This is a genomic window from Caulobacter sp. Root343 (assembly GCF_001425745.1).
GTDB lineage: Bacteria > Pseudomonadota > Alphaproteobacteria > Caulobacterales > Caulobacteraceae > Caulobacter.
In genome coordinates, this window is the sequence record NZ_LMDF01000001.1 from 287912 (window position 1) to 311625 (window position 23714).

Annotated in this window: 20 protein-coding genes; 4 read left to right on the plus strand and 16 right to left on the minus strand. The window is 69.1% G+C overall.

Translation table 11 applies throughout. The annotated features are described in order from the left end of the window. Window positions 1–25: 25 nt before the first annotated feature. The 10 genes from virB11 to ASC70_RS01505 all read right to left on the minus strand — a co-directional run bounded on the left by virB11 (window position 26) and on the right by ASC70_RS01505 (window position 8473). Complete coding sequence (virB11, locus tag ASC70_RS01460; protein ID WP_082539669.1) at window positions 26–1024, minus strand: P-type DNA transfer ATPase VirB11; 999 nt, start codon at window positions 1022–1024, stop codon at window positions 26–28. Then, entirely contained in the window at window positions 1021–2142 is a 1122-nt protein-coding gene (locus ASC70_RS01465) for a TrbI/VirB10 family protein (RefSeq protein ID WP_056045743.1), read from the minus strand. Before ASC70_RS01465 ends, virB11 begins: the two co-directional genes overlap by 4 nt. Next, entirely contained in the window at window positions 2139–2894 is a 756-nt protein-coding gene (locus ASC70_RS01470; RefSeq protein ID WP_056045746.1) for a TrbG/VirB9 family P-type conjugative transfer protein, read from the minus strand. The genes ASC70_RS01465 and ASC70_RS01470 overlap by 4 nt, the downstream gene beginning before the upstream one ends. Beyond that, complete coding sequence (locus ASC70_RS01475) at window positions 2891–4066, minus strand: type IV secretion system protein (protein WP_056045749.1); 1176 nt, start codon at window positions 4064–4066, stop codon at window positions 2891–2893. Before ASC70_RS01475 ends, ASC70_RS01470 begins: the two co-directional genes overlap by 4 nt. Window positions 4067–4068: 2 nt before the next feature. Next, window positions 4069–6423: a VirB4 family type IV secretion/conjugal transfer ATPase gene (locus ASC70_RS01480; protein ID WP_235519194.1), complete on the minus strand. Its 2355-nt coding sequence runs from the start codon at window positions 6421–6423 to the stop codon at window positions 4069–4071. After that, entirely contained in the window at window positions 6420–6707 is a 288-nt protein-coding gene (locus ASC70_RS01485) for a type IV secretion system protein VirB3 (protein ID WP_056045755.1), read from the minus strand. The genes ASC70_RS01480 and ASC70_RS01485 overlap by 4 nt, the downstream gene beginning before the upstream one ends. A 3-nt stretch (window positions 6708–6710) precedes the next feature. Further along, window positions 6711–7028 carry a TrbC/VirB2 family protein gene (locus tag ASC70_RS01490; RefSeq protein WP_047410892.1) on the minus strand — a complete coding sequence of 106 codons (318 nt, stop codon included), beginning with the start codon at window positions 7026–7028 and terminating at the stop codon, window positions 6711–6713. Next, window positions 7028–7645, minus strand: a complete 618-nt coding sequence (locus ASC70_RS01495; RefSeq protein WP_056045758.1) for a lytic transglycosylase domain-containing protein — start codon at window positions 7643–7645, stop codon at window positions 7028–7030. Before ASC70_RS01495 ends, ASC70_RS01490 begins: the two co-directional genes overlap by 1 nt. Before the next feature lie 289 nt (window positions 7646–7934). Further along, a complete protein-coding gene (locus ASC70_RS01500; protein WP_056045761.1) occupies window positions 7935–8177 on the minus strand; it encodes a hypothetical protein in 243 nt (80 codons plus the stop codon). An 8-nt stretch (window positions 8178–8185) separates the two neighbouring features. Beyond that, window positions 8186–8473, minus strand: coding sequence for a hypothetical protein (locus ASC70_RS01505; protein ID WP_047410895.1), 288 nt, complete (start codon window positions 8471–8473; stop codon window positions 8186–8188). A gap of 120 nt (window positions 8474–8593) precedes the next feature. Here ASC70_RS01505 and ASC70_RS01510 point away from each other — a divergent pair, with 120 nt between their 5' ends. Further along, a complete protein-coding gene (locus ASC70_RS01510) occupies window positions 8594–10966 on the plus strand; it encodes a PAS domain-containing sensor histidine kinase (RefSeq protein WP_082539672.1) in 2373 nt (790 codons plus the stop codon). A gap of 29 nt (window positions 10967–10995) precedes the next feature. Here the strand turns inward: ASC70_RS01510 and ASC70_RS01515 are convergent, their stop codons facing one another. From ASC70_RS01515 to ASC70_RS01525, 3 genes are all read right to left on the minus strand, one after another. After that, window positions 10996–14088, minus strand: coding sequence for an efflux RND transporter permease subunit (locus ASC70_RS01515; protein ID WP_056045763.1), 3093 nt, complete (start codon window positions 14086–14088; stop codon window positions 10996–10998). Further along, window positions 14085–15170 carry an efflux RND transporter periplasmic adaptor subunit gene (locus ASC70_RS01520; RefSeq protein WP_056045766.1) on the minus strand — a complete coding sequence of 362 codons (1086 nt, stop codon included), beginning with the start codon at window positions 15168–15170 and terminating at the stop codon, window positions 14085–14087. The genes ASC70_RS01515 and ASC70_RS01520 overlap by 4 nt, the downstream gene beginning before the upstream one ends. Before the next feature lie 81 nt (window positions 15171–15251). Then, entirely contained in the window at window positions 15252–15875 is a 624-nt protein-coding gene (locus ASC70_RS01525; RefSeq protein ID WP_056045770.1) for a TetR/AcrR family transcriptional regulator, read from the minus strand. A 93-nt stretch (window positions 15876–15968) separates the two neighbouring features. Between ASC70_RS01525 and ASC70_RS01530 the strand changes: the two genes are divergently transcribed. Then, entirely contained in the window at window positions 15969–17423 is a 1455-nt protein-coding gene (locus tag ASC70_RS01530; protein ID WP_056045773.1) for an efflux transporter outer membrane subunit, read from the plus strand. 20 nt (window positions 17424–17443) lie between these two features. Here ASC70_RS01530 and ASC70_RS01535 read toward each other — a convergent pair whose 3' ends face one another. Then, window positions 17444–18178: an anti-sigma factor gene (locus tag ASC70_RS01535; RefSeq protein ID WP_056045776.1), complete on the minus strand. Its 735-nt coding sequence runs from the start codon at window positions 18176–18178 to the stop codon at window positions 17444–17446. Beyond that, the gene (locus ASC70_RS01540) at window positions 18175–18675 is read right to left on the minus strand and encodes a sigma-70 family RNA polymerase sigma factor (protein ID WP_082539673.1); all 501 of its coding nucleotides are present in this window, start codon (window positions 18673–18675) and stop codon (window positions 18175–18177) included. Before ASC70_RS01540 ends, ASC70_RS01535 begins: the two co-directional genes overlap by 4 nt. Window positions 18676–18800: 125 nt before the next feature. On the opposite strand from ASC70_RS01540, the gene ASC70_RS01545 reads away from it, so the two are divergent. Together ASC70_RS01545 and ASC70_RS01550 are read left to right on the plus strand one after the other, a co-directional pair. Further along, window positions 18801–20030, plus strand: coding sequence for a S8 family serine peptidase (locus ASC70_RS01545; RefSeq protein ID WP_082539674.1), 1230 nt, complete (start codon window positions 18801–18803; stop codon window positions 20028–20030). A gap of 100 nt (window positions 20031–20130) precedes the next feature. Beyond that, window positions 20131–20880 carry a hypothetical protein gene (locus ASC70_RS01550; protein ID WP_056045782.1) on the plus strand — a complete coding sequence of 250 codons (750 nt, stop codon included), beginning with the start codon at window positions 20131–20133 and terminating at the stop codon, window positions 20878–20880. Window positions 20881–20976: 96 nt separating this feature from the next. Here ASC70_RS01550 and ASC70_RS01555 read toward each other — a convergent pair whose 3' ends face one another. Further along, window positions 20977–23700, minus strand: a complete 2724-nt coding sequence (locus ASC70_RS01555) for a serine/threonine-protein kinase (protein ID WP_056045785.1) — start codon at window positions 23698–23700, stop codon at window positions 20977–20979. Between the last annotated feature and the right edge of the window lie 14 nt (window positions 23701–23714).

Below are 23714 nucleotides of genomic sequence, written 5' to 3' on the forward strand. Positions count from 1 at the left end.
AAGAAAACGGAGCTGAAGAAGGAGGCTATCGGTCCCGGAAGACGACCTCCCGGACCTTGCGGACACCGCTTTCGCGGTGAAGCTGAACGAAGATGTCGACCACGCGCCGGACATGGTCGACGACGTCGGCTCGGCGCAGATTGGCGCCGGCCTGCAAGGCCATCAGCGCCAACTGATCGATCGCGCCGGCCGGGTCGTCGGCATGGACGGTGGTCATCGAGCCGGGGTGGCCGCTGGACACCGCGCGCAGGAAGCTGAACGCTTCGGCGCCGCGCAATTCGCCCAGGATGATCCGATCGGGGCGCAGGCGAAGCGAGGCCTGCAACAGCTCCTCGGTGGTGACCCGGGCCTCGCCCTGTTCGCCGCGCACGGCGACGAGGCCGACGGCGTTGGGGTGGATCAGGCGGACTTCCGGCGCGTCCTCGATCAAGACGAGGCGCTGGTCGAGGGGGACTTCCTTGAGCAGAGCGTTCAAGAAGGTGGTCTTGCCTGTCGAGGTGCCGCCGCTGATCACGATGTTCTTGCCCGCTCGCACGGCGGCGGCCAGGAAGTTGCGGATATCGCCGGCGTCGAGGAAGGCGCGGAGGATTGCGTCGGGGCTCGTCTTCGGCGTCATGACCGAGGCGAAGGCCCCCGCCGAGGCGTAGTCGGTGAGGCTGAGATCGTTGACCACATGCTTGCGGATCGCCAGCGCCAGACCCCCGCGCGTCGCTGGCGGGGCCACGATCTGCACCCGCGCGCCGTCGGGCAGCACGGCCGAAAGCAGCGGATGCTCGCGACTGACGCCCTGGCTTGAGAGGCTGGCCACCTGACGCGCCAGTCGCCAGAGGTTGGTTTCGTCCAGGGCTGGAACCTCGACGCGCTCGGCCAAGCCGCCCAGGCGCTCGACCCAAAGCTCGCCGGGACGGTTGACGTAGAGGTCGGTCACTGCCGGTTCGGCTAGCCAGGGCGCGAGCGGGGCGAGGTAGGCTTCGAGATAGACGCCCATTCTCGACAAGAGGGGCTTGGGCGCGAGGGCGGTCATCGGCGTACGCTCGAGAAGTCGAGATCGCGGGCGACGAAGATCGTCACCGGGGCGCCTTGCGCGGTCTGGATGGTCGGCGAGACCTTCTGATCGGTCTTGGCGACCGTGCCGGCGAGGTTGGCCGCCTCGGCCGCGGTGCCGATATAGATCTGCGAGGTCGAGCGGGCGTTGCCGACGGCGGCGACGCCGGCGTTCAGCACCGACATCAGGATCGAGCCGCCGAAGCGGCTGAAGAAGTGCCGGTCGACCTTGCCCTCCAGGCCGCCACGACCCAGAGGGTCGGCAGCGGGGGAAGCAATTTGGATCGAGACGCCGTCGGGACGGATCACCCGCGTCCAGATGACGAAGACGCGCGAGGCGCCGAGGGCCACACCCGACTTGTATTGGCCGATCACTCGACTGCCGCGCGGGATCAGAACCGTGGAGCCGTCGAAGCTCTTGATGTCCCGCGTGACCATCGCCCGCGCCAGGCCCGGCAGATCGGAATTGATCGCCGTCTCCATGACGGCCGGGATCACCGCGCCCTGCGGGATGATCGCGTCGAGGTCACGCATGGCCGTGGCCTTGGCCGGCTCGGCGTCGCTGGCCGAGACGCGATCGGCGAAGCGCTCGTCCGGGTTCAGACCGGTGTCGGCCGTAACGGCCTTCGACATGGAGGGGGCCATGTCGATATTGGCCTTGATCAGCGTGGGCGCGCCGCCGAAGTCGACCACGAGGGTCGGCGCGCGACGGCGCTGGTCCATGTCGATCGCTGGCGTCGGCGGCAGCGGCTCGGCCGCCATGGCGGTGATCTGGGCCGGCGTCGGCGGCAGGCTGTTGTTCTCGGTGAACTGCGGGCCGGGGATGACGGGAGCCGGCGCCTGGGATGAGCTAGGGATTGTCGCGGCGGTTTCGGCCTTGGTCGCCACGACGGCGCGGTGTGGGCGCGTGTGGGCGTCGGCGCGATGGCTGGACATCCACAGGAAGACGCCGATCCCCAGCACCCCGAAGCCCGCCAGGATCACCGGCGTCGGAACGCCGGCATGAGCGCGGGCCACGGTCGGACGGACTTGGGCGTCGGCGGCGGCGAGGTCTTCGACGACTTGGGCGGACTGTCGCGGATCGCGGTGCGCGCTCATCGGGCGGCCTCCTGGCGGGCCGAGAACGCGCCGTTGGTGACGGTCAGGCTGGACTTTCCCGAGCGCAGCACGAAGCGCGGGGCCAGCTGGTCGACGACCAGATAGCCGTCGCGGACCACCGCGTTGGCCAGGCCCTCGACGCCGTCGGCGCCGACCACGAACACGGCCGGCAAGTCGGCTCGCTCGGGCCAGGCGAAGTAGGTCGCCGCGCCGTCGTCGAAGACCTTGGCAGGCTGGATGGCGGCGTCACCCTTGATGCTGTAGGCGCTGTTTCGCGCCACGGGCGTCACCGGAAGCGGTGGCGGAGCCGCGACGGCGACGGCGACGGGCGCGGGAACGAGGAAGCGCACCACATAGGCCAGGTCCTTGGTCGAGGCCTTCGGCGCGGCGACGACCAGTTCGAACACGTAGCGGCGACGGTCGGTGACCACCGTCATGTTCGTCGCGGCCGTACGGTCCAGCGGCTTGAGGAACAGCAGGTTGGCCTTCTTGTTCGGCGTCACCTGCCAGCCCATGGCGTCGCCGATCGAGACGTTCTCGATCCGCTCGTCGGACGCGAACTCCAGCATGGTCTGGATGCCGAAATAGCCGGTCAGGCGCACGACCTGGTCGGCGTCGTAGGCGACGGTGCGAATGCGCGGGTCCACGGCGCCGGGACGCGGTGTCTCGGTCGCGAGGGCCGAGCCGGCGACCGCCGTCGTCAGAACGCACGCGGCGAACAGAGCTTGGAAGCGAGGGTAAGCGAAGGTCACTGATCTCTCCGGGGCCCCGAGGCGGCGCGGCGGGGGGCGGGTGTTCGGCGATGGCTGTGGCCCAGCGGCGGGACTTGGCCGGCAAGGGCCGCTTGGGCGAGGTGTCCGCGATCGGAGACGATCGTCAGCAGGCGCGGCCCGATGGGATCGGCCGACGTGACGCCGGCGTCGCGACGATCGAGGGCGATGGCGGCCGCGGCGATCGTGGCGGCTCGGCCCATCGGCTCGACTTGCGAGGGGGCGTAGCGCGGGGCGTCCGGCGCGATAGCGCGATCGGACCACGCCGCGCCGGCCAGGCCTCGCGGCAGGCGCAAGCCCGCGGCGGTGACGCACACGGCGATCACCGCCAGCACCATGACCAGGGCGAAGACCAGGGTGAGGACCAACACGGTGACGGCGGGGTCGATGTCGAAGGCGGCGAACTGCTGGGCCGCGCGCGCTTCGGCCAGAGCCTTCAACGAAGGCGCCAGCATGGTCAGCTCGAGCGACAGGGTCAGGATGGTGACCAACGGTGTGAGCGCCAGGGCGATCATCGCCTTCAGCCACCCTTCGACCAGACCGCGCGTGGTCTCGAACAGGGTCAGGCCGGCGACCAGCGGCGCCAAGGCCAGCAGGATGGCGAGCACGACCTTGCTGGCGAGCAGTACGCCCAAGGTCGACAGCACCAGGATCAGGCCGCCGGTGTTCACCGCGAAAGCGCCGAAACCGGGCCCGCCCTGCATCGCCGCCGGGCCGCCGCCGGCGCGGCTGGCCATCAGGCTCGCCGACTCCTGCAAGCCGTCGAAGGCGTCCTGCAGGCGCGCGAACGGATTGGTCGGCTGGCCGTCGCCGAGCAGCAGTCCGCCCAGTTCGGCTGGGGCCTTGGTCAGGGTGTCGTAGACCAGGGTCTGGAACAGGCTCCAATTGGTGGCCAGCGCCACAACCAGGCCAATCTTGATCACCATCAGGGTGGCGTCGCCGACGCGCAGGCCGCCTCGGCCCAGGATCAGGCGATAGCCGACGAAGACCACGTACAGGGTCAGCAGGCCGGTCAGCAGCAGGCCGACGGGCGAACCCGGCGCGGCCAAGGCGGCATAGCCGGTCTGGGCCAAGTCCTGGACTCGGCAGTCGACGGAGCCGATCAAGCCTTGGACCATCTGGGCGTCGGCGGGGAGTTGCGCGCAGCCGGTCATGGTCACGCCGCCGCCAGCAGCTTGGCCATCCAGGCCTGGGGCTCGTCGCCGAGTTGCTCGCGCAAGGCGTCCAGCTTGCGGACGGTCGTCTCGCGGCCCGACAGCACGGTCAGCAGTTCGGGCGCGCCGGCCAGATTCAGGCGGGCCACGACGCTGTCGGTCCCGTGCTTGATCAGGAAGCAGCGCGAGGTGTCGGGCAGGGTCTTGACCAGTTCGAACTCGTGCTGGGTCAGGCCGAAGCCTTCGCAGTAGTCCTTGGCCTGGGCCTTGGGGTTGGCCATGAAGATCTGGGTCGCGGCCTGTTCGATGATGGCGCTGGCGATGCGGCTTTCCAGCGCGTCGTGGGCGCTCTGGGTGGCGAAGCCGACCACGCCGTTGCGTTTGCGCAGGGTCTTCTCCCAGTCGCGAATGCGGGCCACGAAGGCGTCGTCGTCCAGCGCCTTCCAGCCCTCGTCGATGACGATCAGGGTCGGGTGGCCGTCCAGGCGCTGCTCCACGCGATGGAACAGGTACATCATGGCCGGGGTGCGCAGCGTCGGGTCGTCCAGCAGCTGGGTCATGTCGAAGCCCAGGGTGGGTTGGTCGAGATCCAGGCTGTCGGTCTCGTTGTCGAACAGCCAGGCGTGCTCGCCCGAACCGTGCCAAGGCGCCAGGCGCGCGGCCAGGTCGGCGGCGTCGGGACGGCGCGCGCCGCGGAACAGCTCTGCGAAGTATCTCAGGCGGCGCAGGGACGGGGTCTGGTCATAGCTGGCGTCGACCGCGTCCTTGATCCGCGCGGCGTCATCGGCGGACAAGGTTTCGCCCGGGACGGACACCAGCTTGGCGACCCATTCGGCCAGGAACTTGCGGTTGGCCGCGGTGTCGGCCAGGGCCAGCGGGTTGAAGCCGGTCGGTTGGCCCGGGCGTAGGCTCTCGTAGCGGCCGCCGATGGCCCGCAGGAAGATCTCCGCGCCGCGATCCTTGTCGAAGAAGACGATGCGGGGACTGTACTTGCGGGCCTGGGCGAGCAGGAAGTTCAGCACCACGGTCTTGCCCGAGCCCGACGGGCCGATGACCGTGAAGTTGCCCAGGTCGCCCTTGTGGAAATTGAAGTGGTAAGGCCCCGCCGAGGTGGTCTCCAGCAAGGTGACCGCCGGGCCCCAGTGATTGCCGTCGGCCCGGCCGATCGGGAAGTTGTGGCCGCTGGCGAAGCCGGCGAAGTTGGCGGTCGAGATCAGAGCTTTCCGCGCGATATCCTTGAAGTTGCCCGGAAACTGCGCCCAGAAGGCCGGCTCGAGGTTGATGTCCTCGCGCACGGCGATGGCGCCCATCTCGGTGAAGGCCGACATGACTTCGGCGGTCGAGCGGTCCAGGCCGTCCAAGGTCTCGCCGCGCACCAGCACCGACAGGTGGTGCTCGCCGAACGCTGCGCGGCCCGAGACGACGTCGTCCTTGGCGCGGGTCAGGTCGGCGCGCAGGCTGATCCCATCGTCGTCCGCCGCCTTCATACGACGCAGGGCCAGGTTCATGCGCTCTAGGGTCGGCTGGCGATCGACGAAGCCGAAGCTCTGGGTGATCACCATCTCGCACGGCAGGCGCAGCAGGTCGTCCAGCATCCCGGGCGTGGTCTGGGCGGGGTAGTCCTTGATCGACACCATGGCCCCGAAGCCGCGCGCCAGGGCGCCGGCCCGCGACAGCTCCAGTGTCTCCAGGCCAAAGCTGGCGCGGCGATAGGGCAAGTACTCGCCGGCGTCCCCTTGCGGGACCAGCACCGGACGCATCTCGCCGTTGTAAAGGCAGGACAGGAACTCCAGCGGCTCGGAACAACGACCGGCCGGGCCATCGTAGACGCCCAAGACGCGCGCGCCGTAGGGGGCGAGGGCGGAGATCAGGCTGTCACGGGCGCTGTCCAGCTCGCGGCGGTCGGCGGCCAGGGTGGCGGCCGCCTCGGCCTTGCCAGTCCCCTTGAGGGCGCGCAGGACGCCGTCGATCAGGCCGCCGTGGCCTTGCAGCGGACGGCGGACGATCGTCAGGAACAGGTCATTGACGTAGAGTTTGCGGGCGGCCAGACGCTCGCTCCAGGCGGCGTCGAGATCGGCGCTGAAGGCGTCCGGGAACGCGCCCTGGGTCTGGGCGTCGACCTCGCGGCGGACCACGTGGTGGTAGAGCGCGAAGCGAGAGCTGGCGAGGCCGCGCAGCATCACGTCGCGCACGGCCTTGCGATAGTTCAGTTCCTCGCTGTCGGCGGTTTCGAACGGCAGGCCGGCCAGGTGGATGACCTGCATCAGCAGGCCGTCGCGGGTCTCCAGCGTGACGTCGTCGAGGTGGCGCGCATACGGCAGGCGTTTGCCGGCCGTCGTCTCTTTGCGGGGATTCATGCGCTGTAGCTGTTGCATCGCCAGGCCCGGAAATTGGGAACGCGGGGGCAGCGGCTGACCTTGGTCAGCCACAGGTCGAAGATGCGCGGTTCTCGCAGGCAGGCCGCGTAGCCGATCGCGTGGATCACCAGGGCCGCGGCGATGGCCCAGAACGACTTGGTGATCAGGAAGAGTTCGGCGGTCACCACCCCGTTGATCACGAAGTAGCTGTAGGTCACGCCCGCGAACATCTGCGGGCGGGTCAGGGCGCCGAACACCACGTCGCGATCCAGCGGGGCGGCCATGGCTCAGGCCCCGGCGGCGGCGCGGATGCCGTTGACGATGGTCGTGGCGCCGAACAGGATGAAACAGCCGAGGATGACCGTCGCGCCGTAGCGCCAGTTCAGGCGGCCGGTCAGCATCATGAAGCCGACGGCGGCCACGGCCATGACCGCCACGGCCGTGGCGACATTGCCCATCAGCGTGCCTTGCAGCCAGGTCACACCGGCTAGAAGGGCGCTGGATCCTTGCGGATCGGCCTGGACGGCCTGGGCGTGCGCCTGTGAAGCGGCGGCGAGGAGGGCGGTCGCCAGGGCGGCGGCCTTGGCGTCGAGGATCTTGGGCATCAGCGGGAGGCTCCGAGGGCGGGAATGGCGAAAGTGCTCGACCCAGCCATGCGGCTGAGGATCGAGGTCACGTAGGCTTGGGTTTCGGCATAGGGCGGCACGCCGCCGTGCTTACGGACGGCGGCTGGGCCGGCGTTGTAGGCGGCCAGGGCCAGGCGGACGTCGCCGCCGAACTCCGACAGCATGCGGCTCAGGTAGAGCGCGCCACCGCGGATGTTCTGGGTCACGTCGAACGGATCGACGCCGAGGTCGCGGGCGGTGCCTGGCATCAACTGCATGACACCGACCGCGCCCTTGGACGAGCGGGCGTCGGCGCGGAACCGGCTTTCGCGCCAGGCGACAGCTTCGATCAGCCTAGGATCAAGGGCGTAGGCGTCGGCGGCGGTCGAGAGCTGCAGCCGCACGGTGTCGACGTCCGCCGTCCCGCTGGAAGGCGGTTCGGCGGTCGACGCCAAGACGGTGGCCCCATCTCGAGTAAAGACGGTCGGGCCGTCGAAGCGCGTCACCGCGCCGTCGGCGCCGATCTCCAGAACCTGCGCCGCGACGGGCTCGGCCGCCAGGCAGCACGCCGCGACGGCCGCCAGTAGGACCGCCTGGCGGGCGATGTCGAACGCCAATGACGCCCCCTCGATACGCGAAAACAAATCAGTGTGGTTAACTGAAATGTATCTTGGGGATTTTGCGGCTGTAATGCGGCAGGATGGCGCAAGCGTAATTTGGTATGCGCGTCAAAAATACTGAATTTTCAGAAATAGTAATGCTCAAGCTTGGAATAGTGTCGAGCTGTAGACTTTGCAGACATCTTAATCGATGGTTAATTTTGCACTATTTTTGCCTCTGTACTTCTGGCGCGGACAAGGGTTGGTTCAGTGGCGGGCGAGGAAACAGGCTGTCGCGCCGAGCGATCTAGGCGCGGCTGTCGGCGATGATCATTTCGCCCTTCCTGATGACGATCCGGCGGTTGGGAAAGTCCTGCAGGGCGGCCAGGTAGATCGCCCGCGCCAGGGTCAGGTTGAACGCCCGACCCAGAATGCGTTCGGGCCGGTCTTCCTCGGCGTCGCAGAGCTCGACGACGAACGAAAGCGACTCCGGCGCGGCCTTGCCGGCGAAGGCTCGCGAGAACCGAGTGTCCGTGTGCGGCTTGACCATCGCCCGCCTCAGTGCGTTCGCGCGGCCCAGCGACTGATGACGCGGCCATCATGGCGCAGCGTGATCTCGCGCCCCGGAAACTCGCGGGTGGCGGCGTAAAAAGCGGCGTAGCCGATCGCGGGGCTCGCCGTCACCGCCACCACCTGGATGACCGCCTCTGCGGCCTCGTCCCAGATCTCGACCTTGTACGGGAGGTCCTCACCGTCGGCCGGGAACCGTCCGAACAGCGGCGGCGTTGACCCCGACGGGTTCGAGGGATCATCGTTGGGGCTGAGTTTCATCGCAAGGGACGTCATGTCGGCTCCGGGAACCGCCCTAGAGTTCTGTGCGGGGCGGAGCCTTGTCAATTGCGATTGGTCGCCTGGAGCGCGACGGGTGATGGTCCAAGCCCTGCCCCACAGCGGAGGATCTCGCCCATGAGCAGCGTCGCGCCGCCGAACGATCTTAGCCTTGAGCTCCTGGTCGACGGCCTGACTGGCTACGGCATCTACATGCTCGACGCCGAGGGGCGGGTAGCGACCTGGAACACCGGCGCCCAGACCTTGAAGGGCTATACGACCGAGGAAATTCTCGGCGAACCGTTCTCGCGCTTCTTCACGCCGGAGGACCGCCGCGACGGCCTGCCTCAAGCGCTGATGGCCAAGGCCGCCAGCCAGGGCAAGGCCGAAAGCCAGGGGTGGCGGGTGCGCAAGGACGGCGGGCGTTTCTGGTGCTCGGCCACCTTGCAGGCGCTGCGAAACGAGGCCGGCGAGATCATCGGCTACGCCAAGATCACCCGCGACATGACCGCCGAACGCGAGGCCCAGCAAGCGCTGATCGAGAGCGAACGGCGGTTCCGGTATCTTGTCGAAGGCGTGGTCGACTACGCCATCTACATGCTCGATCCGAGTGGCGTGATCATCAACTGGAACCGTGGCGCCGAGCGGATCAAGGGCTATCAGGCCGACGACATCGTCGGGCGACATTTTGGCCTTTTCTATACCCCGGAAGATCGTCAGCGCGGCGGTCCGGCCAGGGCGTTGAAGGCCGCCGAGGAGCATGGCCGCTTCGAGGGCGAAGGCTGGCGCCTGCGTAAGGACGGCAGCCGCTTTTGGGCGTCGGTCGTGATAGACGCCATCTTCGACGACGAGGGGCGCCACCTCGGCTACGCCAAGATCACGCGCGACATCAGCGAGCGGAAGGCGGCCGAGGAGGCCTTGGCCCAGAGCGAGCGACAGTTCCGCCTCCTGGTGGACGGCGTGGTCGACTATGCGCTCTATATGCTCGACCCCAACGGGATCATCACCAACTGGAACGCGGGCGCCGAGCGCATCAAGGGCTATACGGCCGACGAGATCGTGGGCCAGCACGTCTCACGCTTTTACACGCCCGCTGATCGGGCCGCCGGTCGCCCGCTGCATGGTCTCCATCAGGCGGCGACCACGGGGCGCTTCGAGTCCGAGGGCTGGCGGGTGCGCAAGGACGGCTCGCGCTTCTGGGCCAATGTCGTGATCGACGCCATTCGCGACGAAGACGGCGCCCTGGTCGGCTTCGCCAAGATCACCCGCGACATCACCGAGAAGCGCGAGGCCGAGGCCGAGCTTCAGAAGACTCGCGAGCATATGGCGAAGAGCCAGAAGATGGAGGCGCTGGGTCAGTTGACCGGCGGCGTGGCGCACGACTTCAACAATCTCCTGATGGTGGTCGGCGGCCAAGCCCAGCTGCTTCGCGCGAAGCTCCGGGACGATGAGCGCGCCCTGCGGGCCCTCGATGCGATCGAGATCTCAGCCCAGCGAGGCCAGGACCTGACCCGTCACCTGCTGTCCTTCGCCCGCCGCCAGCGCCTGCAGACCACGATCGCGCCGTTCTCGGAGCGTTTGGCCGGGGTGCGTGAACTGGTTTCGACCAGCCTGCCGCCGAACGTGCAGCTTCTCGTCGACGCCTCGAGCGATCTTTGGCCCGTCGAAGTCGATCAGGGCGAGCTCGACCTGGCGCTGCTCAACCTGGCGGTCAACGCCCGAGACGCCATGCCAGGCGGTGGGGTCCTGTCGATCTCGGCCGAGAATGTCGTCCTGACGCCGACCGACGATCTGGGGCCCGTGGGCGAGTACGTGGCGGTCCATATCGTCGACACCGGCGGTGGCATCCCGCCGGACATCCTCGAGCGCGTCTTCGAGCCGTTCTTCACCACCAAGGAGGTGGGACGCGGCACGGGCCTGGGTTTGTCGCAAGTCTATGGCTTCGCCCAGCAGGCCGGGGGAGACGTGAAGATCGACAGCAGGCTGGGAGAGGGCACGCGGTTCTCGATCTATCTGCCGCGCAGTCACGGTGAGCGCGCCGCGCCCGCCACGAGCGAGTTCGCCGCGAGCGAAAGCGTCGCCGGCGCGATCCTGCTTGTCGAAGACAATCCCGACGTGGCTGACGTCGCCGCGGCGTTCCTCCAGCAGCTGGGTCATCGCGTGAAGGTGGCGACCAGCGCGGGGGCTGCGTTGAACGCGCTGGAGAACGGAGAGGCGCCGGACCTGGTGTTCAGCGATATCGTCATGGCTGGCGACGTGGACGGTCTGGGGATGGCGCGGGTGCTGCGCGAGCGCTACCCGCAGCTCCCGGTCCTGCTGGCGACCGGCTACAGCCACGCCGCCGAACGGATCGGTGACGAGTTCCCAATCCTGCGCAAACCCTACAACGTCGACCAGCTTGGCCGGGCCATCACGGCCCTGCTGAACCCGCCCAGCGACGCCAACGGCAAGCTCGTGCGGATCGATGACGCGCGACGGGCCCGGGCGGCGGGTAGCGGTGAGGGCGGCTAGGGACCGTCACCTCCGGACGCCGTCCACGGTCAAGTCGCCAGTCCCTCCGAACCGTCGGTCGGAGCCGCGTCGCGCCGCGGGTCCTGGATCCGGAACCACATCGCGTAGAGCGAGGGCAAGAAGACCAGCGTCAGGATGGTCCCGCCGATCGTGCCGCCGATCAGGGTGTAGGCCATCGAGGACCAGAACACCGAGAAGGTCAGTGGAATGAAGGCCAGTATGGCCGCCAGGGCCGTGAGGATCACCGGCCTGGCGCGCTGCACGGTCGCCTCGACGACGGCGTGGAACGGGGCCAAGCCCTCCTCTTGGTTGATATGGATCTGGCCGATCAGGATCAGGCTGTTGCGCATGATGATGCCGGCCAGGCCGATCAGTCCGAGGATGGCGTTGAACCCGAACGGCTGGTGGAAGATCAGCAGGGTCGGCGCGACTCCGACCAGGGCCAGCGGCGCGGTCAGCAGGACCATGAACATCGCCGATAGCGAGCGGACCTGGAAGATGATCACCACCATCATCAGGATGAACATCAGCGGGAAGATCGCGGCCAGGGCGACGTTGGCCTTGCCGGCCTCCTCGATCGAGCCGCCCATCTCGATTCTGTAGCCTGCGGGGAGGGCCGCCATGATCGGCTTGAGGTCCTTGAAGACCTGGGTCGAGACGTCCGGCGGCTGCAGCCGCTCGTCGATGTCGCCGCGCACGGTGATGGTCGTCAGCCGGTCGCGGCGGCGCAGGATGGGATCTTCCATCCGCACCTCGGCGCGGCCGATCTGGTCGAGGGGGATGCGCTCGCCGGACGCGCCGACCAGCGTGAAGGCCCCAAGCCTGGACGGATCAAGGCGATCCGCGCCTGTGGTGCGGGCCACGACCTCGACCGAGCGGATATCCTCGCGCACCTGGGTCACGGGAACGCCCGTCAGCAGGAACTGAAGCTGCTGGGAGGCGTCGCTCGAGCTGAGGCCGAAGGCCCGAAGGCGGTCCTGGTCGAGCACGAAGTGGACGGTGGGGACGCGCTCGCCCCAGTCGGTATTGACCTGGCGCAGGCCGTCGTTGCGCAGCATCACGGCGCGGACCTGCTCGGCGATGTCGCGAACGCGGGCCGCGTCGGGGCCCATGACGCGGAAGGCCACGGGGAACGGCGAGGGCGGGCCGAACACGATCTGCGTCGCGCGGATCTTGGCGCCGGGGACGGAGCCTTCGGCGGCGAACTGGCGCACGCGCCGCTTGAGCACGTCGCGCGCCTTCTGGTCAGGCGTCAGCACGACGATTTTGGCGAAGGAAGGGTCGGGAAGTTCCGGAGAGATCGCCAGGAAGAACCGCGGCGCGCCCTGGCCGATATAGCTGGTGACGATCTTGGCCTCGGGTTGCCGGCGCAGCCAGGCCTCGACCTTGGCGACGGCCTGGCTGGTCGAGGCGATACTCTGACCCTCGGGCATCTGCACCTCGATCAGCACCTCGGGGCGGTCGGAGATCGGGAAGAACTGCTTCTTGGTCGCGCCCATCATCAGGACGGCGACGACCATCGCCACGCCCACGCCGGCCGCCACCTTGAACCGGTTGTCCACCGTCCAGGTGACCATCGCGCGCAGCTGGCGATAGCGCGGGGTGTCGTAGATCGCCGCGTGGCCGCCCTCGACCGGCTTGATCTTGGGGATCATCAGGACGCCGAGATAGGGCGTGAAGATCACCGCCACGAACCAGGAAGTGATCAGGGCGAAGGCCACGACCCAGAAGATATTGCCGGCATATTCACCGGCCGTGGATTTGGCGAAGCCCACCGGCATCAGACCGATGATCGTCACCAGCGTGCCGGCCAGCATCGGCGCGGCCGTGTGGCCCCAGGCATAGGTCGCGGCGGAAACCCGATCGCGGCCTTCCTCCATCTTCACGACGATGGTCTCGATAATGATGATGGCGTCGTCGACCAGCAGGCCCAGCGACAGGATCAACGCGCCCAGCGTGATGCGGTCGAAGTCGCGGCCCGTGACCAGCATGATCACGAAGACACCCGCGAGGGTCAGGGGGACGGCCATGGCCACCACCAGCCCGACCCGGAAGCCCAGGCTGATCAGACTGACAACGATGACGACCGCGAGCGCCACGAAGAACTTGAGCATGAACTCGTCGTAGGCTTCCTCGATGTTCACGGATTGATCGGTGACCTTGGCGAAGCTCATGCCCAGCGGCATTTCCGCGGAAATGGCCTTGGCTTCCTTGTCCAGGCTCTTGCCCAGCAGCAGCCCGTTGTAGCGATCCTTCATCACCACGCCGAGCTCGATAGCCGGCTCGCCGTCGTTGCGGATCAGGAACGTCGCCGGGTCTTCGTAGCCGCGCTTGACCTCGGCGATATCGGCCAGCTTGAGCGTGCGGCCGCCGACCGCGATCGGCGTCTCCCGGATCTTGTCGAGGTCGTCGAGCGCGCCGTCGAGCCGGATCTGAACCTGCGGGCCCTGGGTCTCGATCGAGCCGCCCGGCGTGACGAGGTTCTGGTCATTGAGAGCGGAAAAGAGGTCCCTCGGACTCACGCCCAACGTCGCCAGGCGGGCCTGCGAAAACTCGACGAAGATCTTTTCGGGCTGTTCGCCGATGATCATCACCTTCTTGACCCCGGGCACGTGCAGCAGCCGCTGGCGCAGGGTCTCGGCCTGCCGGGCCAGCAGGCGGTGCGGCTCGCCCTTGGCCTTGAGGGCGTAGAGGGCGAAGGTGACGTCGCCGTACTCGTCATTGACGAACGGACCCAGGACCCCGCGGGGGAGGTTGGCGGCCTCGTCGGTCATCTTCTTGCGGGTCTGGTAGAACTGTTCCGGAACCTCCTTGGGCGGGATTTGGTCCTTCAGCGTCAGGGTGGTGAACGCCAGGCCCGGCCGCGTGAAGGTTTCGCTGCGGTCGTACCACTTCAGTTCCTGCAGCCGCTTCTCGAGCGGTTCGGCCACCTGGTCCTGCATCTCCTGAGCGGTGGCGCCCGGCCAGGCGCTGACGATGGTCATCACCTTGATCGAGAAGCTGGGATCCTCGGCGCGCCCCAGTTTCATGAAGGCGAAGGCGCCGGCGAAGGTGATGGCGATGATCAGGAAGAGGGTGATCGAGCGCTCGCGAACCGCCAGGGCGGAGAGGTTGAGGTTCATTGGGCCGCTCCGGTCTGGATACGGACACGCTGGCCCTGGTGGAGCATTTGGGCGCCCAGGGCGACGAACCGATCACCGCCGTTCAGACCGCCGGAGACCGTCGCCGTCTCTGTTCCAAGCGCGGCCACTCGAACGGGGCGCCACTGGACGGTGGAGGTGCGCGGTTCGATGACCCAGACGCCCGGCCCCTTGCCCGTGTCGTAGAGCGCGCCGATCGGCGCTTCCACGCCGCGCTGAACGCCGGCTTGCACGGGCAGGGCCACGACCATGGTCGAGCCCAGCGGCGCCTGCGCCGCCGCGCCGCTCAGCACGTACTTGGCCTCATAGGTGCGGGTGCGCGGGTCGGCCGCGTCGGACAGCTGACGAAGCCGCGCCTGGCCAGCCTTGGCGCCGGTAAACGCGTAGGCGTCCGCGGGCGAGCCGAGGGCGGGGCGAACGGTCTCGGGCAGGGTGATGGTGGCCTCGCGCGGACCGGCGTGGGCCAGGCGCACGACGGGCTGGCCGGCGGCCACAACCTGTCCGGGCTCGGCCAGGGTCTCGACCACGACGCCGTCGGCGTCGGCGACCAGGACCGCGTAGCCGGCGGTGTTGCGCGAGACGCGGGCTTGGGCCTCGGTCGCCGCCAGCTGAGCCTTGGCGGCGTCGGCGGCGGCCTTGGCCTGGTCGTAGGCGAGGGCGGACACGGCGCCGGCCGAGACGAGCCCGCGATAGCGGCGCTCCTCGGACGCCGTCTGCACGGCGCGAGCGCGAGCGGCTTCCACCAGCTCGTTCTGAGCCGCCACGGCCAAGGCGTAGTCCGCCGCGTCGATGCGCATCAGGGGCTGGCCGAGACGGACCGTCTGGCCCGGGTCGACCAGGCGCGCGACGACCTTGCCGCCGACGCGAAAGCCCAGGTCGCTCTGGACGCGCGCCGAGACGACGCCGGTGAACCGCCGCTCGCCCGAGGCCGCGGGCGCCGCGACGGCCACCCGGACGACGGGCGGCAGGGTGCGCGGATCGTTGGCGTCGGCCTTGCCGCCACAGGCGGCCAAGGGCGTGAGGCCACCTAGGAGCAGGACGGCGGCGACGGTTCGAGACGACATGGCTTAAGGGTCCTGCCTTGGCGGAAGAACCGTAAGCTGAAGTCTTGTGACTAAATTGTCAACTGGTCACTTTCCGCGACGTCACGGCGCGAGACTGCGAAGCACGAGGTTGATCGCCTTGGTCGGAGCCTCGGGCAGATCGTCCAGGTTATGCTTGAGCATCAGCGGATTCATGAAGCTTTGCATGACCAGCAAGATTGCCTCGCAGACCTCGTCGGTCGGCGTCTTGCGCTCGAATTCGCCGGTCTCGCGGCCAAGAAGGATGATCTCCCTCAGGAGGCCTTCGGCCTTTTCCAGATAGGCCATCGCTGAAGGCCAGCGCTCCTCGGCCGAGTGCGCGGCGATGTCGTATAGCAACTCGTTCTCGAAGAAGAGTTCGGCGCTGGTTCCAATTATGCCGCTGAAAAACCTACGTAATTTATCAGAAGCTGTTTTACCTTCGGCGATGCCGGCCTCGCCCGCCGCGAGCACGTTGTCCAGGCATTGGACGCAGATCGCCTGGCCGATGGCCTGCTTGGAATCGAAGAACTTGTAGATGTAGGCCTTGGAAAATCCGATCGCCTTGGCGAGGTCGGCGACCGTCGTCTTGCCATAGCCATAGCGGCTGAAATGCGCCCGGGCCGCGTCCACGATCTGATCGCGAATGCCGTGTTCGACAGGGCCGCGCTGACCGGCCGCGGAGGGCGAGGGTTCGAGGGTGCTCATGACCGGCACGATATCATCGGGTGTCGCAATTGACAAACGAGTGACGATATCGGCATATAGTCACAACCTGTCGGCCTCCTCAGAAAGTACGCCATGCGCTCCGTCCTTCTACCGACCCTCTTCGCGGTCGCCGGGGCCGCTGTATTGGGCGGGTGTGCGATCGGTCCCAGCTATGTGGCGCCGACGATCGCCGCCCCGGCGCGCTTCATGGGCGAGGCCGCTGTCGTCGCCAGGCAAGCGCCGCGCGCGCCGGTCGACTCCTGGTGGCGCGGCTTCAATGATCCCGTCCTCGATCGAATGATCGATCGGGCGCTGGCGCAGAACCTCGACCTGGCGCAGGCCACGGCGCGGGTGACGCAGGCCGGGGCGGGTCTAAGCGCGGCGACCGCCGCTCTGCTGCCGTCGGCTTCGGTCGAGGCGCGCGGCGCGCGGTCCCACGCCTCCACCCAGACGCCGACGGGGCGCCTGCTGGCCGCTACGCCCAACTTCGATCGCGATGGCGCGCTGTACGAGGCCAATGCCGTCGCCGGCTGGGAGCTCGACGTCTTCGGCGGATCGCGGCGCGACCGCGAGGCGGCGCGTTCCGAGTACGATGGGGCGCGGGCGGGCGTGGCCGCGGCGCGACTGGCGGTCGCGGCCCAGACCGCCGACACCTACATGCTGGTGCGCGGACTGCAGGCCAGATTGGCCGTCGTCCGCCAGCAGGTGGAGACCCAGGCCCAGCTGGTCGACACGGTCCGCCTGCAACGCGAGCGGGGCGTTGTGGCCGAACTTCAGCTGCACCAGGCGCTGGGCGCGCTGGAACAGACCAAGGCCAGCGTCCCTGTCCTCGAGGAAGGCCTTGAGGCGGCGCTCAACGCCATGGACGTCCTGCTGGGCGCGCAACCGGGGACCTACCGCGCGGAGCTGGCTGCCCCGGCCCCCATTCCGACCGCGCCGGGATTGGCGGAGGCCGGCGGTCCGGCCGAGCTGCTGCGCCGGCGGCCCGATCTGGTCGTGGCCGAGCAGCGGCTTCGAGCCAGCAATGCCCGCGTCGGCTCGGCGCTGTCGGAATATTTCCCGAAATTCTCCCTCAGCGGTTTGGTCGGCACGGCCTCGACCAGCGGCGCCACCCTGTTCGAGAGCCCGGCGGCGCAGGCCCAGGGTGTTCTCGGGCTTCGCTGGCGGCTCTTCGACTTCGGTCGCGTCGGCGCCGAGGTCAGCGCCGCGCGAGGGCGCAAGGCCGAGGCGCTGGCGGCCTACCGGCAGTCCGTTCTACGGGCGACCGAGGACGTGGAAAACGCCTTCTCCAGCCTGGTCAAGCGCGAGAATCAGGAGCGCGCCCTGGCCGACGGCGAGGCCTCGCTAGCGCGGGCCAGGGACGCATCCAAGGCGGCCTACGACGCCGGGGTCGTCAGCCTGATCGAAGTCCTCGACGCCGACGCCCGGCTGCTCGCCGTTCGCGACGGCAGGGTTCAGGCCAGGACGGACGCGGCGCGCGCGGCCATCCGGTCGTTCCGAGCGCTGGGCGGCGGGTGGCGCGAGACGCCGGAGGCCAGTGCTAGCTAGGACCGGCGGCGACCGCGCCGTTACCGCCAGTTTCTAGCTCTGGCGCTCTCTTCGCCGCGCGCATCGAGGGGGGCGCCGTCAATCATCTCGTCGACGGCCGACAGCACCGCCGGAGGCGCTTCCGAACTCGCGGTGCGATAGGTCGACGCCTGAGCCGTGACGGGGCTGGCCACGCGCAGTCTCCAGGCGCCATCGTCGCGGCAGGCCAGGCCCGCCAAGCCTTCGCGACCGTTCGGCTGGAAGGTGCGGCAGTAGACGCCTGCATGGTCGCGGAAGCTGAGGCCGATACGGATCGGGCCCGAGGTCTCGGCCGCCAGCTGATCGTCGAGGGCGCGCGCCAAGGGGCCGGACGCGACGAGCGGCTGGTCCGCCGCACCGTTCAACCTAACCGAGCTGGGCAGGGCCAGGCGTCCGACGGCCAGGCCCACCACAAGACAGGCGGCCATGCCGGCCCACGCGGGCAAGCGGAAACGCGGCGCGTGGGCCGGCTGAGCGCTCGCCCGGCGGGCGGCCAGATCCACCACCTCGGCCGTGGTCGGCGCGCCTTGGCGGATGGTCTTCAGCAGCCGTTCGGGGATCGGCTCCTCGGCGACGGGGCCATAGTGGCCGATCAGCAGCGCTTTCAGGTCCTGTTCCGCCTTCAGTCGGGCGGCAAGCTCGGGATCAGCGCGGGCGGCGGTCTCGACCAGGGTCCGGGTCGCCGTGTCCAGTTCACCGTCGACATAGGCGGCGAGGGTCTGTTCGTCGAAGGTCACGGTTGAGCTCCATGGTCGATCAGGGCGGCCTGCAGGGCGGCGCGGCCGCGCGAGAGGCGGCTGGTCAGGGTGCCGACGGGCGTCTCCAGCACGGCGGCCGCCTCGTCGTAGGACAGGCCCTCGATCAGCACGAGGGCCACGGCGATGCGCTGATCGTCGGGCAGGGCGGCCATGGCCCGTTCGATCACCGACAGCCCCAGCCGCGCGTCCAGCGTCGCCGAGGCCGGATCGGCGGCCAGCTCACCCTGTTCGGGCGTGGCGGTGACCTTGCTCCAGCGGGCCCGCCGGCGGGCCTCGTCGATCCAGGCGTTCTTCATGATCCGGAACATCCAGCTGTCGAGCCGCGTATCGGGACGCCACTGATCTCGCCGGAGCAGGGCCCGCTCCAGCGTCAGCTGCGTGAGATCGTCGGCGTCGGCTGGATCCCGGGCCAAGGCCCGCGCCATGCGTCGCAGGCGTGGGACTTGGGCGACCAGCTCTGATTGGAATGCGTCCAAGAGACCGCCTCGTGTTCTCGATGGATGAAACGACCGGGTTCGGGCGTTCCATCCATTGAACGGGAACTATTTCACCGCGGCGCGGCTTGGGCCAAGCTCATAGGGCGGTGGCCCTGGGAAATCGAATGAACCGACGAGTCATCCTGGGGACAATGGGCGCCCTGATCTTGGGGGCGAGCGCGACGGCGCAGATCCTGCCGGGCCTGCCCGGCCTGCCGCGCGATCCGCTGGCCGGCGTCGCCCCCCTGGCGCGGGAGCCGCTGGAGCAGATCGGTAGCGCGGTGCGCGCCCTCGATGTCGCCGACCTGCGTCTGAACCGCTTGACGGCCTTGGTGCGCTCCAACCCGCGCGTGCTGGACCTTGACGACAACGGACAGGCGGTGGTGCGGGGCGAGGTCTTGGCTGTCTCTCCGGACGAGCCGGCGCTGCGCCGTCTAACCGCCGCCGGTTTCTCGATCGTCCGAGATGAAGGCGCCGATGCGCTCGGCTTGCGGATTGTTGTGCTGAAGCCACCCGGCGGCATGAACATCCGCGCCGCGATGCGGCGTGTGCGCGAGATCGATCCGGCCGGCGACTACGACTTCAATCATCTCTACGCCGGCGCGGGAGGGGTCAGCGGCGCCTTGGCCGATGGGCCCGGCGCGGCGAGCCTGCCGGCAGGCCGGGTCGGTCTGCTGGACGGCGGCGTGGATCGCAAGCATCCCGTCTTCAAGGGCGTCGAGATCGAGCAGAGGAGCTTCGCGCCGGGCGGCGGGAGCGCCAGCCGCCATGGCACGGCGGTGGCCTCGCTGCTGGTGGGTAAAGGATCGGGCGGGCTTGGCTCCGGTTCGCGCCTCTACGCCGCCGATGTCTACGGGACCGGCCCCACCGGCGGTGCGGTCGCCGCGATCGTCGGAGCGCTGAACTGGATGGCCCAGGTCAAGGCGCCGGTGGTCAACATCAGCCTGGTTGGCCCCGACAACGCCACCCTGCGCGCGGCCGTGCGGGCGTTGCAGGCGCGGGGCGGATTGGTGGTGGCCGCTGTCGGCAATGACGGCCCCGCCGCGCCGCCGCTGTATCCGGCGTCCTATCCGGGCGTGGTAGCCGTCACGGGCGTCGACGCCAAGGGGCGGTTGCTGCCCGAGGCCGGCAGGGCCGCGCATGTCGACTTCGCCGCCCTGGGCGCCGGCGTGAAGGTCGCCGCGCCCGGCGGTGGCTTCACCAATGCTCGGGGGACGTCATACGCCGCGCCGGTGGTCGCCGCCCGCCTAGCCGCCCGGCCGGACCTGGGCGCGCTAGCGGCCCAGGCGCGCGACCTGGGCGCGCCGGGACCAGATCCTTTGTTTGGTAAGGGCTTGGTCGGGCCTCTCCGCTAGCAGCGAAAATATTTTCACGGCCTGGGGATGAAACGCCGGAGCGCCATCGTTGGACAGGTTGAAGCGCCATGGAGCGCGGCAAGCCTCGAAGGATAAGACGATGTTGAAGCCCACCCTGTTCCTGACCGCCGCCGCCCTGGTCGGCGCCCTGATCGTTGCTCCCGCCCAAGCCCAGCTGCTGGGGGGCGGCCTCACGGGCGGCGGGACAGGAAACCTGACCGGCGGCCTCGGCGGTTTGACCGGCTCGGGGAGCGGCATGCTGAGCGGCTCGGGCCAGTTCGGCGCTCCCGATCTCGGCGGTCCCGTCTCGCGCGTTCGCGGCGCGGGCGACACCTTGCGCGACCGCGCCACGGGCGCGGGGCGGACGGCGACGGACTCCGCCGGTCGCGCGGCCGGGAAGGCCCGCAAGACCGCGGGTTCGACCAATCTGGACGCCGCGGGCGCGCTAAACGGCGCGGGGACGATCGCCGGCTCGTCGGCGTCCGGCGCGGCGTCGGGCAACGCCTCGACCGGCGGCGATCTGATGACCTTGCCTTCGTCGAGCGGCGTCACGTCGTCCGCCTCGACCCTGGCCTCCACCGCGCGCGATCGCGCGGGTCAAACCGCTGGCCAGGCGCGCGGTGCGGCGACGGGCGCGACGAATGCGGCCCGCTCGACCAGCCTGGGCGGTTCGGCCAGCGGCTCGGGTTCAGCCTCTAAACAAGGCGCCTCGGCCTCGACGAGCGGTTCGGGTGGTGGGCTGCTGTCTTCCGGCGGCGCCAACGGCGGTGGGGCGCTGGCCCTTTCGGCCGACCGTCACGGCGCCAATGCCTCGACCTCGGCCAACGGGAGCGCGGCGCGCGGCAACTAAGGTTCCGGCGGTGCGCGCGCTCTCCGTGGGAGTGGAGACGCGTCGCGACCCGGCCACGCCGTCCTGGCTAACAGCCAGGGCGGCGTGTGGCGCTGTTTAATTCTTGCATTCGGACTTTCCGACGTTCTGCCATTTGCGGAAACCCTTGCCGGTCTTGGCCTGCAATTTGTCTCCGCTGCGGCGCAGCTCGATGTCGCCCGACCGGCCGGTCTGAACGTCGCAGCGTCCGGCGAACACCTTGTCGACGCAGGCCGCGCGCGCGGCGTAGCCGAGTTCTTCCCAGGCGCCGGCCACGAAACGTCGGCAGGCCACGTAGTCCGCCGGGAGTTTCTCGGCTTCGGGCGCGGGCGCAACCACCACGGGCGCGGCGGCGTTGGCGGCGGCTTCGGCGGCGGCCTTCTTGGCGGCCTCGGCCAGCTTGCGAGCCTGCAGCGCGGCCTGATCCTGGTCTGGCAGTTCAGGAAGGTCGGGCTGATCGTTGGCCAACTGGAACCAGGCCATCTGCATCGTCCAGCCTTTTGAGCGGGCCAATTGGCCGAGGCGTTGGGCGAAGTCCCGCGGCGGCCGGACCGCCGCGCCAGGCCGTAGGCCAAGGTCGAAAGGCCCAGCGCCCTCGATCAGCAGAAGGCCGGCGAGTCCCGCGTCGGCCTGGCACATCGAGACCCGTTGCCGACCGTCGCCCAGATCCTTGTAGAGATTGGGGTTGCGCGCGGCGAGGCTGTTGAACTGCTCGCGGCTGACGGCGAACTGTTCCAGACGCCCCGAGGGCTGAACGGCGACTAGGCTGAAGCCCTTCGACGGGTCCGGCGCGATGTTGATCACGGGCTGGGCCCACAGGCCCTTGGGACAGCCCTGGATGCCCCGATCGATCTCGAAGCGCGACTGTACGGCGACGACGGACGGCACCGCCACCGCCTTCTGGTCGCGCGCGCCACGCGCCGCGTCGAGCAGGGGGCAAGCGCCTTGGTCGGCGGCCAGAACCTCGGTGGTGTCGACCTGCAGCCCGGTGACGCCGGCGCCGCGGACAGCGGCCGCCACTGTGCGGTTGACCGCCGCCGGATCGCCCGCGGCGCCCGAGATGCGGATGCTGGTCGACCCGTCGCCGCCTTGACCGTGACCGACCGTCAGCCATGAGCACGGTACGTTCGGGAGGGCGGCGGCGATGGCCTGCTCGGCATGCGCGACGCCCGGTGGGGGCGGCGCGGCGGGCGTTTGGGCGGCCGGAGCGGGCAAGCCGGCCTTGTGCTGCGAGGACAGGATGGCGAAGCCCGCGCCGGCGACGACGACCGCGACGACGGCGCCGATCGCGATCAGCTTGCCATTCACCGGTCGGCGCTCGGCAGCGGGGGCAGGAGGCGGGGAAGCCGGTTCAGCGTCGCTCGACGTCGAGCCGTAGGCGAAGTCCATCGCCGGAGGAGCGGGCGACTGCACGTCCTCATCGGCGACGAAGCTGCTCGACGGCGGCGAGTCCTCAACGGACAGGGGCTCGTCAGTGATCGCGGGGGGCGGGGACGAGACGGCGCCGCGCGCGATCTCGGGTTCCTCGTGTTCGCTCACGGACTCGGCGGTCCCGGGCGTGAACACCGTACGTTCCGCGGGCGAGGCGTCCTCGACGGCGGGAGGCGGCGGCTCTTCCTCGACAGGCTCCTCGAACGTGTCCTCGCCGATCGACGGCTGAGGCTCGAGGTCCGAGGTCGTCGCGGGGACGAAGACGGTGCGCGCCTCGACAGGGCTATCGGAGGGAGGCCCGGGCGCTGGTTCCGCCGCCGCCGGAGACTCTGCCGTGCGCCAGGACGGGGGTTCGGTGCCGAAGTGAACGACGGTTCGCTCGGCGTCGGCCGGCCCCTCGAAGGACTTGGCGTCGCTGGCCGGCGTCCAGACCGGCGTCGGCAGCGGCTCGTTCGACAAGTCCAGCGCGTCCAGCGCGGCGATCACCTCGGTCATGGTCTGGGGGCGGCTGCGCGGATCGGGGCTCAGCATCCGCGCGAACAGAGGGCGCAGCAGCGGCGGGACGGTCTCGATGTCCGGGCCGGCGCGGCGCCGGTCGATGGCCTCGACCAACGTCGTGCCCATGTCGGGAGCCTTGCCGCCCGCCAGCGCCAGCGCCACAAGTCCCAGGCTGTAGATGTCGGTCCAAGGGCCGATGCGCCGGTCGAAGTCGCCGAACTGCTCCGGCGCGACGTAGCCGAGCTTGCCGGCGAAGCCGTCGCCGACCACCGTCTGGGCCCCGATCTCCATGCTCTTGGCGATGCCGAAGTCGATGATCTTGGCGCGGTTGAGCACGCCGTCGGGCAGCAGGATGTTCTCCGGCGAGATGTCGCGGTGGATGGCGCCGTGGCTGTGCGCGGCTTCCAGGCCTTCCGCGAGTCGGCGTGTCAGTCTCACCAGCTCGGACGTGGTCGGCGGCGGTCCTTTGCCGATCAGTTGAGTGAGGGGCTCGCCATCGATGTAGTCGGTGACGATGTAGAGCAGGTCCTTGCGCGGCTCGCGGGCCAGCACGCGGTATTGCACCAGCGCCGGGTGGGCCAGGCTGATGAGGGTCTTGGCTTCCTTGCGGAACAGGGCCTGGACCTTCGGGTCGGCCGCCAGGTGGGGAAGAATGACCTTCACCGCCACGCGCTCGTCGGCGTTGACGTTGACGCCCTCGTAGACCTCGCCCATGCCGCCGCGGGCGATGAAGCGCTTGACCTCGTAAATGCCGTTCAGGACGAAGCCGATCGGCAGAATTCCCTGCCGGCCAGCCTTTCGCGAACCGCGCTTACCCGGCGATTGGGTGAAGCCGGTGGTCGAAACCACGTCGTCGGAGGGATCGTCAGGCATGCTCACGGGACGCG